Origin of the sequence: Phytopseudomonas punonensis (genome assembly GCF_900142655.1) — a bacterium.
Taxonomy (GTDB): Bacteria; Pseudomonadota; Gammaproteobacteria; order Pseudomonadales; family Pseudomonadaceae; genus Aquipseudomonas; species Aquipseudomonas punonensis.
Genome location: NZ_FRBQ01000006.1, coordinates 46,693 through 62,172, shown reverse-complemented (window position 1 = coordinate 62,172; position 15,480 = coordinate 46,693). Strand labels below are relative to the sequence as shown.

At 63.5% G+C, this 15,480-nt stretch carries 12 protein-coding genes; 10 read left to right on the top strand and 2 right to left on the bottom strand.

Annotation, left to right across the window (positions count from 1 at the left end):
• Window positions 1-23 precede the first annotated feature (23 nt).
• From BUC40_RS15610 to BUC40_RS15575, 8 genes are all read left to right on the top strand, one after another.
• Window positions 24-782, top strand: coding sequence for a DUF2189 domain-containing protein (locus BUC40_RS15610; RefSeq protein ID WP_073267099.1), 759 nt, complete (start codon window positions 24-26; stop codon window positions 780-782).
• Between the two features lie 88 nt (window positions 783-870).
• Window positions 871-1,596: an RDD family protein gene (locus BUC40_RS15605; RefSeq protein WP_073267098.1), complete on the top strand. Its 726-nt coding sequence runs from the start codon at window positions 871-873 to the stop codon at window positions 1,594-1,596.
• Window positions 1,593-2,573 (top strand): stage II sporulation protein M, encoded by a 981-nt coding sequence (locus BUC40_RS15600; protein ID WP_073267097.1) that lies wholly within the window; start codon window positions 1,593-1,595, stop codon window positions 2,571-2,573. The genes BUC40_RS15605 and BUC40_RS15600 overlap by 4 nt, the downstream gene beginning before the upstream one ends.
• Window positions 2,560-4,134: a DUF4129 domain-containing protein gene (locus BUC40_RS15595; protein WP_073267096.1), complete on the top strand. Its 1,575-nt coding sequence runs from the start codon at window positions 2,560-2,562 to the stop codon at window positions 4,132-4,134. Before BUC40_RS15600 ends, BUC40_RS15595 begins: the two co-directional genes overlap by 14 nt.
• The gene (locus BUC40_RS15590; protein WP_073267095.1) at window positions 4,131-5,357 is read left to right on the top strand and encodes a DUF4350 domain-containing protein; all 1,227 of its coding nucleotides are present in this window, start codon (window positions 4,131-4,133) and stop codon (window positions 5,355-5,357) included. The genes BUC40_RS15595 and BUC40_RS15590 overlap by 4 nt, the downstream gene beginning before the upstream one ends.
• On the top strand, window positions 5,354-6,403 hold the full coding sequence (locus BUC40_RS15585; protein WP_073267094.1) for an AAA family ATPase: 1,050 nt from the start codon (window positions 5,354-5,356) through the stop codon (window positions 6,401-6,403). The genes BUC40_RS15590 and BUC40_RS15585 overlap by 4 nt, the downstream gene beginning before the upstream one ends.
• A gap of 25 nt (window positions 6,404-6,428) precedes the next feature.
• Entirely contained in the window at window positions 6,429-7,760 is a 1,332-nt protein-coding gene (locus BUC40_RS15580) for a DUF58 domain-containing protein (RefSeq protein WP_073267093.1), read from the top strand.
• A gap of 323 nt (window positions 7,761-8,083) precedes the next feature.
• The gene (locus tag BUC40_RS15575; protein WP_073267092.1) at window positions 8,084-8,377 is read left to right on the top strand and encodes a hypothetical protein; all 294 of its coding nucleotides are present in this window, start codon (window positions 8,084-8,086) and stop codon (window positions 8,375-8,377) included.
• Window positions 8,378-8,543: 166 nt separating this feature from the next.
• On the opposite strand, the gene BUC40_RS15570 is transcribed toward BUC40_RS15575, so the two are convergent.
• Both BUC40_RS15570 and BUC40_RS15565 read right to left on the bottom strand, forming a co-directional pair.
• Window positions 8,544-9,431: a transglutaminase family protein gene (locus BUC40_RS15570; RefSeq protein ID WP_073267091.1), complete on the bottom strand. Its 888-nt coding sequence runs from the start codon at window positions 9,429-9,431 to the stop codon at window positions 8,544-8,546.
• Complete coding sequence (locus tag BUC40_RS15565; RefSeq protein WP_073267090.1) at window positions 9,428-11,914, bottom strand: circularly permuted type 2 ATP-grasp protein; 2,487 nt, start codon at window positions 11,912-11,914, stop codon at window positions 9,428-9,430. The genes BUC40_RS15570 and BUC40_RS15565 overlap by 4 nt, the downstream gene beginning before the upstream one ends.
• 286 nt (window positions 11,915-12,200) lie before the next feature.
• Between BUC40_RS15565 and BUC40_RS22755 the strand changes: the two genes are divergently transcribed.
• Complete coding sequence (locus BUC40_RS22755) at window positions 12,201-12,377, top strand: hypothetical protein (RefSeq protein ID WP_042556252.1); 177 nt, start codon at window positions 12,201-12,203, stop codon at window positions 12,375-12,377.
• 57 nt (window positions 12,378-12,434) lie between these two features.
• Window positions 12,435-15,389 carry a sensor histidine kinase gene (locus BUC40_RS15560; RefSeq protein ID WP_167369164.1) on the top strand — a complete coding sequence of 985 codons (2,955 nt, stop codon included), beginning with the start codon at window positions 12,435-12,437 and terminating at the stop codon, window positions 15,387-15,389.
• The last annotated feature ends 91 nt before the right edge of the window (window positions 15,390-15,480 follow it).

Here is a 15,480-nt window from a genome sequence, read left to right as displayed (position 1 = left end):
GTTTACGCTCACAAGGATGAATCATGAGTGACGCTATCTCCAATCCCTATGCAGTCCCTTCCAGTCAATTGCAGGAAGCACCGAGTGGCGACCAGGCGCTGAGTATCGAGCAGGCCCTGAGCCGGGGTTACGACTTCACCATTAGCGGTCTGCTCAGCGAAGCATGGCAGCTGACTAAAGGAACCAAGGGCATCATCATCGGTGGCTTTGTAGTCTTCTATCTGGCGATTTTCGTCGCCTCTTTCATCATTGGTGGTGTGCTGGGCATCTTCAGCATGTTCAGCGAAAACCTGGTGTTGATCATCATCAGCCAATTGCTGACCACGATCTTTGCCTCCGCAGTGAGCTACCCATTCATTGCCGGACTGAACATGATCGGTATCCGCCGTGCAGCCGGCCAGCCGTTTAGTTTCAACGAGATATTCAGCCACTTTGGCCGCACCCTGCCGCTGCTCGGCGTTGCCGTGCTGATGATGCTACTGATTTACCTCGGCATGATTCTGCTGCTGATCCCGGGCATTTATCTGGCAGTCGCCTACATGCTGGCGATCCCACTGGTAGTAGAGCGTGGCCTGTCGCCGTGGCAAGCCATGGAAGCCTCTCGTAAAGCCATCACTCAACACTGGTTCAAAGTGTTCGGTCTGTTCCTGTTGCTCGGCCTGATCGTATCGATCAGCGCCATCCCGCTGCTCATCGGCCTGGTCTGGACCATTCCGCTGTTCGTGGTGGCAATGGGCGTGCTGTATCGCACCATTTTTGGTGTACTCCCCGTCGCACGCTAAGCACACTTGCACTGGCCGCGTTGACGCGGCCTGGTTGCTTCCTGCCCCGCTGCTGGCTAGCATCGGGCTTTGCTCATACGACGTGACGATGCCACCTTCCCAATCCCTCCCCTCTGCGCGATCACCGCAGGCAGTGCTGGACACTCGCTATCAGGTGGAAACGCCGGAAGGTATCGACCTCGCCCTGCGCCCCGCCGGTCTGGTGCCACGAGCATTGGCCTTTACCATCGATCTGCTGATCCGCGGCGCCATCCTTGCCGTGGTTTATCTGACGCTGGGCCTATTCGGCCAGTTGGGTATGGGCCTGGCGACCATTGCGCTGTTTCTGGTGACCTGGTGGTACATGGTGCTGTTCGAAGTATTCAACCAGGGACGCTCGCCAGGTAAACAGGTTCTCGGGCTGCGCGTGGTACACGATGACGGCACCCCAATCGGTTGGCCGGCATCCATCACCCGCAACCTGCTGCGTTTCGTCGATCTGCTGCCCTTCGCCTATACCCTGGGCATCATCAGCTGCCTGAGCAACCGCGCCTTCAAACGCCTCGGCGACATCGCCGCCGGCACATTGGTGGTCTACCGCGAGCAGCCCATCGAGCGGCCCAACCTGCCACAGGCCGAAGCGCTGCCGGCGCCCTTCCCGCTCGACTTCGCTGAACAACGCGCCGTGCTAGCTTTCGCCGAGCGTGGTGAAGGCCTGTCGACCGCACGCCGCGCGGAACTGGCGAGCATTCTCGCCGAGCCGCTGCAGGTCGACGCCAGCCAGGCCGAAGACCGCATTAACGGCATCGCTCGCGGCTTGTTGGGCTCGACATGAAGCAGAGTGTTTTCGAGAGCCGTCATCAGCCGCAGTGGCATGCCTTCGCCGAACAGCTCAAGCGCCTTGAAGCCGGTGGCCGCGACGCGGAAAAGAGCCGTACTTTCGCGGCCGAGTACCGCCGCCTGTGTCAGCACCTGGCATTGGCCAGGGCCCGCGGCTACAGCAACCATTTGATCGAAGAGCTGCAGCAGCTGGCCCTGCGCGGCCATCAGCAGTTCTATCGCCATCGCAGCGCCATCGGCCCGCAGTTGATTGGCTTCATACTGGCCGGGTTTCCTCGCCTGGTGCGTGAAGAATGGCGCTTGGTAACCATCGCCAGCCTGCTGTTCTTTGGCAGCCTGGCGTTGATGGGCACCCTCGTTTATCTGTTTCCGGATCTCGTCTACAGCGTCATGGACCCCAGCCGCGTCAGCGAGATGGAGAGCATGTACGACCCCGACACCACACGGCTGGGGCGCTTTGGCGAGCGTGACTCGGGCGATGACTGGATGATGTTCGGCTTCTACATCATGAACAACATCGGCATCGCCTTTCAGACCTTCGCCAGCGGCTTGCTGTTTGGCGTTGGCAGCCTGTTCTTCCTACTGTTCAACGGACTGATGATCGGCGCGGTGGCCGGCTACCTGACGCAACTCGGTTACAGCGAAACCTTCTGGTCGTTCGTGATCGGCCATGGCGCGTTCGAACTGACCGCCATTGCTCTAGCCGGCGCGGCGGGCCTCAAGCTTGGCTGGGCGCTGCTGGCGCCGGGGCGCCTGCCACGAGGTGAGGCACTGCGCCTGGCGGCGCTCAAGGCCGTGAGATTGCTCGGCGGCGCCGCGCTGTTTCTGCTGATCGCAGCCTTTATCGAAGCCTACTGGTCGTCCATGACCTTCTCGACGCCCACTGTGAAGTACTGGGTGGGCGCAGGCCTGTGGGCGCTGGTGCTGGCCTATCTGTGCCTGGCTGGCAGGAGGCACCATGCGCCTGACTGATGCCAGCGTGGCGATTCGCCCGCGCACGCCCTGGGAGGCGATGGATCTCGGCGTACTGATGGCCAGGAGACATCGGCGCCTGCTGATGGCGGGTTGGGCCGCCGTTACCCTGCCGACGTTTGCCGTGCTGTGTGCCGTGCTGTGGCAATACCCGTCCTGGGCGATGTTCGTGTTCTGGTGGCTGAAGCCGGCTTACGAGCGGCTGCCGCTGTACATCCTGTCGCGCTCGCTGTTCGGCGATACACCAACACTCAAGCAAGCGCTGAAGGCCTTTCCCGGCCTGCTCAAACCGCAATTGCTGGCCAGCCTGACCTGGCGCCGCCTCAGCCCGACACGCAGTTTCGACCTGCCAGTGCTGCAGCTCGAAGGGTTAAAGGGCAAGGAGCGCACCCAGCGCCTCAACGTGCTCGGTCAACGTGACTCTGGCGCGGCCACCTGGCTCACCGTGGTCGGCATGCACCTGGAGACGGCCCTGTGGATCGGGATCGGCAGCTTGGTCTACCTGCTCATTCCGACGCAGGTTTCCACCGAATGGGACTGGCAGAGCCTGATCAACGCTGACACGGGCGACTGGCTGTGGCTGGAGCATCTGTCCAACCTTGGCTACGCGCTGCTGCTGATCCTGTGGGGGCCGATCTACGTCGCCTGCGGTTTCAGCCTTTACCTGAACCGGCGTACTGCCTTGGAAGGCTGGGATATCGAGCTGACCTTCCGGCGTCTGCGCCAGCGCCTGACCGGCGTCGCCTACGCGCTGCTACTTGGGTTCGGCGTCCTGTTGGTACAGACGCCGACACCGGCATTCGCTGCCGAAACGCTCGCCAGCTGCCCGCTGCCGAGTGAAGACCCGAATGGCCCGGACGCCGCGCGCATGCTCGCCCAGCCGCTGACCAGCCAGGCCTCCAGACAAGCGGCGTTGGAGATTCTTGACGAGCCACCCTTCGAGAACCGCGAAACGGTGACCCGCTGGCGCTTTGGTGATGACGTCGAAAAAACCGAAGACGCAAACAAGCCACCCTCCGAGTCGTTGCAGAAGTTCTTCGACATGCTCGAAAGCTGGAGCGCCCTGAAAAGCTTGGCGCTGTTCTTCGAGGCCGCGCTGTGGGCATTGGTCATCGGCCTGATCGCCCTGGTGCTATGGCGCTACCGCGAATGGCTGAGCACATTCGCTGGCCGCACACGCTTCAAGCTGCCACAAAAGAGTGAATCCCCGGACCAGTTGTTCGGCCTCGACGTAGTGCCCGAAAGCCTGCCGGACGATATCGCAAGCAGCGCCGAGCGCCTCTGGCAACAAGACCCGCGCGCCGCGCTGGGCCTGCTTTACCGCGCGCTACTCAGCCGCCTGATCCACGACCACAAGCTACCGCTCAAGAATTCCCACACCGAAGCCGAAGTGCTGCCGCTGGTCGACGGTCTCGACGACCCGGAGCTAAGCAACTTCAGCCACACCCTGACCCGCCACTGGCAGAACCTCGCCTACGGCCATCGCCTGCCACCTGCGCAGCTCTGCCCGGTGCTGTGCAATGACTGGCGGCGCCTGGTCGAACAGGGAGGTCGCCGATGAGCCGCACCCTGCGTTTCGGCCTTGGCGCCCTGCTGGTGCTGGCACTCGGGCTGCTGGGCAGTTACCTGCTGCTGCACGCCGAACCCTATGAAGAGGTGATCACCCACGGGCCATCGCCGGAAGCACGTGCCAACCCGTACTTGGCAGCCGAACAGTTTTTGCGCAAGCAGGGGCTGAACGTAACCCGCGCCGACAACCTCAGCGGCCTCGACACCCTGCCCAGCCGTGGCCACACCCTGCTGCTACTCGCCAACCGCAGTAACCTGACGCCGCGCCAGAACGAGCGCCTGCTGGAGTGGACGTCGCGCGGCGGCCACCTGTTATTCATCGCCGAGCGCATGTGGGATGAAGAGCAAGGCAAGAGCGGTGACCTGCTGCTCGACGGTCTGAATGTGCAGCAGTATCCGGTCGAGAAACTCGACGAGGAGGAAGCCGAAGAGAACGCCGATGACGCCGCTGATGAGCAGGAATCGGCAACGGACAGTGAGGAAGATCAGCAAGAACCGGCCGATGCTTACCCGGAACTGACCAAGTTGTATCTGGAAAACGAACAGGCGCCGGCCTATATCGGTTTCGATACCGACTTTCACCTCTACGATGCCAACAACCTGGCTCACGTCTGGGCCAACAGCGCCGAAGCCACGCACCTACTGCAGATCTATCACGGTGACGGGCTGATCAGCATCGTCACCGACGCCTGGATCTGGCAGAACGCCAACCTGGGCACCTACGACAACGCCTGGCTGCTCTGGTACCTGAGCCAGGACAGCGACGTGACCCTGGTTTACAACGCCGACCGCGACAACTTGCTGACCCTGCTAAAGCGCCACTTCACCCCAGCACTGCTGGCCCTCGGCCTGCTATTGGTGCTGACCCTGTGGCACGTCGGCCAGCGCAGCGGGCCTTTGCTGCAGCCGCAACAGGCCAGCCGCCGGCAGTTGCAGGAGCACCTGCGCGCTGCCGCCGATTTTCTGCTGCGCCATGGCGGCCAACAACGCCTGCTAAGCAACCTGCAGCAGGACATCCTGCGCCGCGCCCGGCGTCGCCACCCTGGTTTCGAACGCCTCGCCGTGGCCGATCAGTGGCAGATTCTCGGCCGCCTCAGCCGTCAGCCTTCAACAGTCATCAGCCAGGCCATGCGCCCCTTGGGCCAGAAACGCCTGTCCGCCAGCGACTTCACCCGCCAGGTCGCCCACCTGCAAACACTCAGGAATGCACTATGAGCGAAAATACGCCCGACCAGCCGAGCAGTCCGATCAGCGAAGAAGCCACCGCGCCAGCAGCAGCCCCGGCGGCCAGCAACATCGCCCAGCAGCGCCAACGTGCCAGCCAGTTGGCCCAGGGCCTACGCCAGGAACTGCAAAAGGCAGTGATCGGCCAGACGGCCGTGATCGACGACGTGCTCACCGCCTTGATCGCCGGCGGCCACGTGCTGCTCGAAGGCGTCCCCGGCCTCGGCAAAACCCTGCTGGTTCGCGCCCTGGCGCGCTGCTTCGGCGGCGAGTTTGCGCGCATTCAGTTCACCCCGGATCTGATGCCAAGCGACATCACCGGCCACGCCGTGTACGACCTGCAAAGCGAGCAGTTCAAGCTGCGCAAGGGGCCGATCTTCACCAACCTGCTGCTCGCCGACGAGATCAACCGCGCACCGGCCAAAACTCAGGCTGCCCTGCTGGAAGTCATGCAGGAGCGCCAGGTGACACTCGAAGGCCGCCCGCTGGCCGTGCCGCTGCCGTTCATGGTGCTGGCCACCCAGAACCCCATCGAGCAGGAAGGCACCTACCCGCTGCCGGAAGCCGAGCTCGACCGCTTCATGCTCAAGCTGCACATGGATTATCCCGAGCAGGACGAAGAGCTGAACATGGTGCGCCAGGTAACCCGCTCGCCGAAGGCCGACATGCTCGAGGTGACGCCGCTGCGCACGCTGCTGCAGGCCAAGGACGTGCTGATCATGCAGAAGATCGCCAGCGACCTGCCGCTCGACGATCAGGTGCTCGACTACGCTGTGCGCCTGGCCCGAGCCACGCGCAGCTGGCCGGGCCTGGCCATAGGTGCCGGCCCGCGTGCTTCGATCGCTCTGGTTCGTGGCGCCCGCGCCCGCGCCCTGCTGCGCGGTGGCGACTTCGTGCTGCCCGATGACATCAAGGGCTGCGCCCTGGCCGTGCTGCGCCATCGCGTGCGCCTGTCGCCGGAACTGGACATCGAAGGGCTGTCGGTCGATCAGGTTCTACTGCAGCTGCTCGACCAGGTGCCAGCGCCCCGTCTATGACCGACTCGAACCGGGATAAAGCGGCATGAAGCCCTCTTCCACCCTGCTGCGCCTGCTGGCCGCGCTGCTCGTGGTCGCTATCGTGCTCGGCGCGCTGGACGCGCTATCAGTGGCCGTACCCGAGCGCCTCGTTACGCTGTGGTGGGGCGCCCTGCTGCTGCTCACTGTGGCAGCCCTGGTCGACGCCCTGCGCCTATACCGCCAGCCCTCGCCACGCCTGCAACGGCATCTGCCGGGCAACCTGCCGCTGGGCCGCTGGAGCGACGTGCGCCTGAGCGCCGAGCATGGCTATACGCGAGCGCTGCATATCGGCGTGTTCGACCATGTGCCGCAGGACATGGCTGTCGAGCACATGCCGCAGCAGGTCGAACTGCGCCCCGGCGAACACACCACCTTCACCTACCGGGTGCGCCCGCTGGTGCGCGGCCACTTCGTGTTCCCGCGCTGCGAAGTCGGCTTGCCCAGCCCGCTGCGCCTATGGCAGTCGCGTCGCTACCTCGACATTAGCGATGAAACCCGCGTTTACCCAGACTTCGCCCGCCTTTATGGCGCGCAGTTGATGGCCGTAGACGACTGGATCAGCCAGTTGGGTGTGCGCCAGCGCCAGCGCCGCGGCCTGGGCCAGGAATTTCATCAGTTGCGCGAGTTTCGCGACGGCGACACGCTGCGGCAGATCGACTGGAAAGCCACCGCCCGCAAGCGCACGCCCATCGCCCGCGAGTACCAAGACGAACGTGACCAGCAGATTCTGTTTCTGCTCGACTGCGGCCGGCGCATGCGCAGCCAGGACGGCGAGCTGTCGCACTTCGATCACGCACTCAATGCCAGCCTTTTGCTGAGCTACGTCGCCTTGCGCCAGGGCGATGCCGTGGGGCTGATGACCTTTGCCAGCGAGCAGCGCCGCTACCTGCCGCCGGTCAAGGGCCAGGCTCAGGTCAACGTATTGCTCAACGCCGTGTATGACTTGCAGAGCACTCAGCGTCCGGCCGACTACAGCGATGCAGTGGACGCCCTGCTCAAGCGCCAGAGCCGCCGCGCCCTGGTGGTGCTGATCACCAACCTGCGCGATGAAGATGACGAGGATCTGCTGGCCGCCGTGAAGCGCCTCGAACGCCGCCACCGCGTATTGATCGCCAGCCTGCGTGAGGATGTACTCGATAACCTGCGGCACACCCAGGTGAGCGACTACGAGTCCGCCTTGAATTACTGCGGCGCCGTGGATTACCTGAACGCGCGCAACACCCTTCACGAGCGCCTGGCAGCCCACAACGTGCCAGTGCTCGACGCCCGCCCTGGCGAACTGGGCCCGGAGCTGGTCAACCGCTACCTGGCCTGGAAGAAGGCTGGCGTACTCTAGAACCTGTTCACGGTCTTTTAGGCGACATCAAAGAGGCTGCAAAAAGGCGGAAGCGGACGTTCCCAGCGTAGGGTGGACAACGCTCTTTTTGTCCACCATTGCGCTCGCAGAGCGGTGGACGGATGAAGCGTCGTCCACCCTACGAAAGGCCGCTCCCTCCACATTGCAGTCAAGCGCTGAAGTGGGGCCGATAGATCGTGAACAGGCTTTTGTGCCGAGCGCTCCGTTCGCCCGGCTGCCGTTACTTTGTTACCGGCTACTGCCCAGCGGGGCGCCATTCCTTATACTGCGCCCAATCGTTTATGCCTCTGGAGCCTACGCCTGTGAACTTCTCGTCCTGGACACCCAAGGAGCGCCTGATTTCCGGTGCTTTCTTCGCCGTGGCCATTGGCTGCCTGCTGTACGGCTTCACCTCGGGTGTGCCGCCGCTGAGCAGCGAGTTCTTTTCGATGTTCGCGGTGGTATCGCTGGTAATCGGCCTGGCCCTGACGCCGCAGTTCATGCTGCAGCCACTGCGCGAAAGCCTAGGTGCCAACCTGTCGAAGCCGCTGCGTGTGGCGCTCGGTTTCTTCTGCGCCTTCCAGCTGATCGCGGTCATGCGGGTGATTGTCGGCTGAGCCGGCCTTAGAGCCTGTTCACGATCTAGCGAGCTAGAGCGATACAAGGCAAAAGCAAGCGAGGAAGCGGAGTTTACAAGTGGTAAATGAGCATTCCGACTGGGCTGGCAATCCAGCTTGTTTTTAACGCAGGAGCGCCGACGCGCAGCAGATCGTGAACAGGCTCTTACAACGGAGAGACCGTCACCTGTACGTCAGGGTCATGATCGCCACCGCCAAGAATTACCCCACGCAGCGGCGAAACATCACCGAAATCACGCCCCCAGGCCAGGGTGATGTGCTCCAGCGCCGGCAGCAGATTGTTGGTTGGATCGAAGTCCACCCAGCCATTGCTCGGGCAATACACCGATACCCAAGCGTGAGACGCATCGGCACCGATCAGCCGCGCCTGCCCAGGCGGCGGCTGGGTCAGCAAGTAGCCACTGACATAACGTGCCGCCAGCCCTCGGGAACGCAGGCAGGCGAGCATCAGGTGGGCAAAATCCTGACAGACCCCGCGCCGCTGCTCGAGCACGGTGAGCAGCGGTGTGGCCACCTGGGTGGCGCCCGCATCGAAGGCGAATTCGTCGTAGATCTTCTGCATCAGCGCCTGCACCGCCAGCAGCAGTGGCTGCTCGGGTGCAAAACAGACATCGGCGAAATCTTCGAACGCTGTACCAACGCCAACATAGGGTGAGGCGAATCGGTAACGCGCGGCGTCGAGTGCTTCGGCCTGCCACGCCTGGCGTCGATAACTCAGTGCCTGGCGCACCTCAGGCCAGGGCGGCGAAGCCTGCAGATCGATGGCGCTGCGCGCCAGCACCTCGACGGTCAACTCAGCGCGCACGTGCAGCGCCGCGTGCGGCCGCTCGAACGCCATGCGCGTCAGCGGATTGCCAAATACATCGCTGCCATCCAGGCGCAGGCAAGGCTCTGGGCTGACCTGCAATGTGCGCGTCAGGCAGCATTGCCAGGCACAGTCGCGCGGCCACAAGTGCGCCAATTGCTGCGCCAGCGAGACCGGCGCAGCGTAGCGGTAGTGGGTGTCGTGCAATACCTGATAACGCCTGCTCATGACGACCGGGTTCCCTGACTGGCGGCAACGTGGGCAAAAAAGCGCAGGCTAAGTTGCTCGGACACCATGCCGGTAGCCTGGCGGATGGCGTCGAGCAACTCGGCCAGACCATCGAACACCGCGCGAATGCCACTGGCACCGAATAGTGGGCTTTCCAGGCTGTGCAGGTCGACGGCGCTGAGCTGCCGTTCGAGTTTTGCCAGCGCAGAAATGTCCGCCAGCTCGAAGTGCTCGGCCAGGCGTTTCAGGGCGCGCTGCAACAGGCGTAACTGGTAAACCACGGCATGCGGGTTGCGCTCATCGAGCAGCAACAGGTCGAGCACCGGAATGAGCTGCGCCGAGGCCATGTAACGCGTGCGATAGGTGATTGAGCTATTACCCAGCTCCAGCAGCCAGTCCAGCGCCGAGGCATCATCGCTGGTGCCGGTGCGCAGAAAGCCGCCGATGCTGTCGCAGAGAAATTGCAGGCGTTCGATGCAGCGGCCAATCATCAGAAAGCGCCAGCCATCGTCACGCGTCATGTCATCGAGGGCGAAGCCGGACAGCGCGGCCAGCGAGATCATCAGGCCGTTGAGCACATCCAGCAGTTGCCCGAGATCATCTTCGCCGCCCTCCAGGCGCTGCATATCGCGCTGCAGCTCCACCAGAGCCTGCCAGTTGGCCTGGGAAAGCTTGCCGCGCACGCTGCCGGCGGTCCATTGCAGGCGCTGCAGATTGACGCGCAGGCTGGCCGGCCATTCGGCGCCGAGCAACGCCTCACGCAGGCGCGCATCCAGGCTGCCGTGGTTTTCACCGGGAAGCGTACCAAGGCCATGTGCGAGCTTGAGCATGGCGTCCAACGCCTGCGGGTCATCATCGTCATCGACGTAGCGACCGAGCATGATGCGCAGCAGCCGCGCGTTGTCTTCGCAGCGCTCGCTGTAGCGGCCGAACCAGAACAGGTTTTCCACCACCCGTGAGGGCAGATACGGGTCGCTGCGCACCAAGTCGGCAGCCCCCAACGCTCGCGTGCCCTGCCATTGCTCACCGGGCACCTGGCGCTCGCCGAGCACCCAGGTGTCCTTGCTCACACCACCGCGCTGCATGGACAACACGTCGGTATCTGCCTGCCTAGCAACACGGGTCAGGCCGCCGGGCATGACTCGATAGCCATCACTACCCGCGACGGCGAACACTCGAATGCCGATCGATTGAGCTTGCAGTTCACCACCTAGCCAGACTGGGGCTTGCGACAATTGCGCGGGCGCCTGGGCCACATAGGCTTCAGGCTGCTGACGCAGGCAGCGCGCCAGATCGGCTTGCTGCTGATGGTCCAGACTGGCGCCCTGTACTGCTGCGAAGGGCTGCGCCTGTGAACAGCCGCGAATCAGCCAGTGCGGTAAATCTTGCAGTACCTCGTCCAGCACTGATGGTTCACCGCACCAGGCGCTGTCGATGCCCTTTAGCAGCAGTGGCTCGCCCAGCAGTTTTTCGCTGATCGCCGGCAAAAACCCGGAAAGCCCAGGCGCCTCCAGCAGGCCACAACCCAGCGCGTTGGCCATCAGCACGCGGCCCTGACGCACCACTTCCAGCAAACCGGGCACGCCAAGGGTAGAGTCGCTGCGCAGCTCCAGGGGATCACAGAAATCATCATCCAGCCGGCGCAGCACCGCGTGTACCCGCTGCAGCCCGGCCAGGGTCTTGAGATAGAGCGTGGCATCGCGCACGGTCAGGTCGCTGCCTTCAACCAACGGATAACCCAGCTGGCGCGCCAAATAAAGGTGCTCGAAATAGCTCTCGTTGAAACGTCCAGCGGTGAGCACAACCACTAGCGGCGTTTCGCCCGCGGCAGGCGCCTGGCTGGTCAGGGTGTCCTGCAGGGTGCGGAAGAAGGCGGCCAGATGCTGCACGCCAAGGTCGCGATACAACTCGGGGAAAGCACGCGAGATGATCTGCCGGTTCTCCAGCGCAAAACCCGCACCGGACGGTGCCTGGGTACGGTCCGCGGTAACTCGCCAACTGCCGTCCGCCGAGCGGGCCAGATCCACCGCATAGAGGTGCAGGTAGGTGCTGCCGGTTGGCTGCATGCCCTGGCATGGCCACAGAAAGCTCTCGTGACCGAACACCAGTTCCGGCGGCAGCAAGCCATCGGCAAGCAGCTGCTGCGGCCCATAGAGATCGGCTAGCACCTTGTCGAGCAATGCGGCGCGCTGCGCCACACCGGCAGCAATCGTCTGCCATTCATCCGCCGGTATCAGCGCGGGCAGTAAATCCAGTTCCCAGGGCCGGTCAGTGCCTTCAGGGTCGGCATAGACGTTGTAGGTCACGCCGTTGGCCTGGATCTGCCGCGTCACCATGGCCTGGCGCTGCTGCAGTTGAGCTGGCTGGCTGCGCCGCAGCTGATTCAGCACCGGGCGCCAGTGCGCTCGAACCTGGCCGTGGCTGTCGAGCAACTCGTCGTAGGCGGCCGCATCAGGCGAATAACCGGCAAGCAAGTCGGGCATGGGGGTCCTAATGAAATCCATCGAGGGCGCAGCAAGATCGCGCGCCTTGCAAGCGTAGCTGCTGGCATCGGTCAGCAGGCAATTAACAGGTGAAGAGTGCCATCGCAGGCAGTCGTCTGCCCAGCCACAGCAGGGTTCGGCGAGCAAGATATGCGCCAGCGCTGTGATTTGACAGGCATTAGCGGCACAACCAGGCGGGCCGAGGCAGCGGGCCGCTCGCTAAACGCACCTTAGCCAGCGCATCGCGCTTCCGTTACCATCGCCACACTCAGTAGCGAGACGCGGCATGTATATCTATCGATTGGTTCTGATTCTGGTAGTCGGTATCTACCTGTTCTCGCCTGCCATCATGGACTGGTGGATCGACCCCAACGGCGCCTGGTACCGGCCTTACATGCTATGGCTGATCCTGATCGTGGTGACCTTTATCCTGCAGAGCCAGCGTGATGCCGATGAGCTCTGAGTCGATGCGAAATCGCCCGGCATCCGCCGCTTCCCCTGACTCGCAGAGCCGCCGTAAATGCCGATGAGTTTTAGCCTCAGCGGGCTGATGCTGATCAGCGCCGCCTACCTGCTCGTGTTGTTCGCCGTCGCCTGGTGCGCCGACCGCGGCCTGATTCCGCGCCGCTTCATTCGCCACCCATTGACCTACACCCTGTCGCTCGGCGTTTACGCCAGCGCCTGGGCGTTCTATGGCAGCGTCGGCCTCGCCTACCAATATGGTTACGGCTTCCTGGCCAGCTATCTTGGGGTGACCGGCGCCTTCCTGCTCGCGCCGGTGCTGCTCTACCCCATCCTACGCATCACCCGCACCTATCAGCTGTCGTCGCTGGCCGATCTGTTCGCCTTCCGCTTTCGCAGTACCTGGGCCGGCGCGCTGAGTACGCTGTGCATGCTGATCGCCGTGCTGCCATTGCTGGCCCTGCAGATCCAGGCGGTTACCGACGCCATCGGCATCCTCACCCGCGAGCCGGTGCAGCCGCAGATTGCGCTGGCGTTCTGCGGGCTGTTCATTCTGGTGACCATCCTGTTCGGCGCCCGCCACCTGGCCACCCGGGAGAAACACGAAGGCCTGGTTTTCGCCATCGCCTTCGAGTCGGTAGTCAAGCTAGTGGCCATGGGCGCCATCGGCCTGTATGCGCTGTACGCGGTATTCGACGGCCCGCGCGAGCTGGAGCAATGGCTGGTGCTCAATCAGGCAGCGCTGGCCAGCCTGCACACGCCGCTGCAGGAAGGCCCGTGGCGCACCCTGCTGCTGGTGTTCTTCGCCTCGGCCATCGTCATGCCGCACATGTACCACATGACCTTTACCGAGAACCTCAACCCGCGCGCACTGGTCAGCGCCAGCTGGGGTCTACCGCTGTTTCTGCTGCTAATGAGCCTGGCCGTTCCGCTGGTGCTGTGGGCCGGCCTGCGTCTTGGCTCGACCACCAGCCCCGAGTACTTCACGCTCGGCCTGGGCCTTGCCGTCGACAGCCCGGCACTGGTACTGACCGCTTACATCGGCGGCCTGTCAGCCTCCAGCGGGCTGATCATCGTCACGACGCTGGCGCTGTCCGGCATGCTGCTCAACCACGTGGTGCTGCCGCTCTACCAGCCGCCGGCCGAAGGCAATATCTACCGCTGGCTGAAATGGACGCGGCGCGCGCTGATCGTCGCCATCATTCTGGCCAGTTACGGCTTCTACAACCTGCTCGATTCCAAGCAGGAGCTGGCCAATCTGGGCATCGTTTCCTTCGTCGCCACCCTGCAGTTCCTGCCTGGCGTGCTCTCGGTGCTGTACTGGCCGACCGCCAACCGCCGCGGCTTCATCGCCGGGCTCTTGGCCGGCATTGCGGTATGGGCGGTGAGCATGCTGCTGCCGCTGCTCGGCACCCTGCCCGGCCTGTATGTGCCGATTCTGGATCTGGTATACGTGCTGGATGACAGCAGCTGGCACATGGCGGCCATCGCCTCGCTGGCGACCAACGTGCTGGTGTTCACCCTGGTCTCAGTGTTCACCGACGCCAGTACCGAGGAAATCAGCGCCGCCGAAGCCTGCGCGGTGGATAACGTGCGCCGGCCGCAGCGCCGTGAACTGCTGGCGCTGTCGCCGCAGGAGTTCGCCATTCAGCTGGCCAAGCCGCTGGGTGCGAAAACCGCCCAGCGTGAAGTCGAACAGGCGCTGCGCGACCTGCAATTACCGTTCGACGAGAGACGCCCCTACGCCCTGCGCCGCCTGCGTGACCGCCTGGAAGCCAACCTGTCCGGCCTGATGGGCCCCAGCGTCGCCCAGGACATCATCGAATCCTTCCTGCCCTATAAAGCCGGCAGCGAAAGTTACGTGACCGAAGACATTCACTTCATCGAGAGCCGCCTTGAGGATTACCACTCGCGCCTCACGGGCCTCGCCGCCGAACTCGACACCCTGCGCCGCTACCACCGCCAGACCCTGCAGGAGCTGCCGATGGGCGTCTGCTCGCTGGCCAAGGATCACGAGATCCTGATGTGGAACAAGGCCATGGAAGAGCTCACCGAAATTCCTGCGCAGCGCATCGTCGGCTCGCGCCTGTCGACCCTCAGCGAGCCGTGGCGCGAACTGCTGCAGAGCTTTATCGAGAACCCCGACGAACACCTGCACAAGCAGCGCCTGGCGCTCGACGGCCAGACCCGCTGGCTGAACCTGCACAAGGCGGCGATCGACGAGCCCCTGGCGCCCGGTAACAGCGGCCTTGTGCTGTTGGTCGAGGACCTGACCGAAACCCAGATGCTCGAAGACAAGCTGGTGCACTCCGAACGCCTAGCCAGCATTGGCCGCCTGGCGGCCGGCGTGGCTCACGAGATTGGTAACCCGATCACCGGCATCGCCTGCCTGGCGCAGAACCTGCGCGAAGAACGCGAGGCCGACCCCGAGCTGACCGAAATCAGCGGGCAGATTCTCGAACAGACCAAGCGGGTCACGCGCATCGTCCACTCGCTGATGAACTTTGCCCACTCCGGCAGTCATCAGCAGGCCGAAGAGCCGGTATGCCTGGCCGAGATCGCCCAGGAAGCCATCGGCTTGTTGGCCCTCAACCGACGCAGCGTCGACGTACAGTTCTTCAACCTGTGCGACCCCGCGCACCGCGCAGTCGGTGATCCGCAACGTCTCGCCCAAGTACTGATCAACCTGCTGAGCAACGCCCGCGACGCATCGCCCGAAGGCGGCGCGATCCGTGTGCGCAGTGAAGCGTCAGAACACACCGTCGACCTGCTCGTCGAGGACGAAGGCAGTGGGATTCCCAAGGGCGTGATGGATCAGCTCTTCGAGCCGTTCTTCACCACCAAGGATCCAGGCAAGGGAACCGGACTCGGCCTCGCGCTGGTCTATTCCATCGTGGAAGAGCATTATGGCCAGATAACAATCGACAGCCCGATCGACCTTGAGCAGCAACGTGGCACCCGTATCCGGGTGACGCTGCCGCGACACATCGAGGCAATGCCACTGGCAAACTAAATTCCGAAGAACCGCATTCCCGGGTATGCGCGGCCCAGTTTGGCTGCAGCACCAGGAAGCAGGTTCCGAGACCGTCGAGAGAATTCGTTTA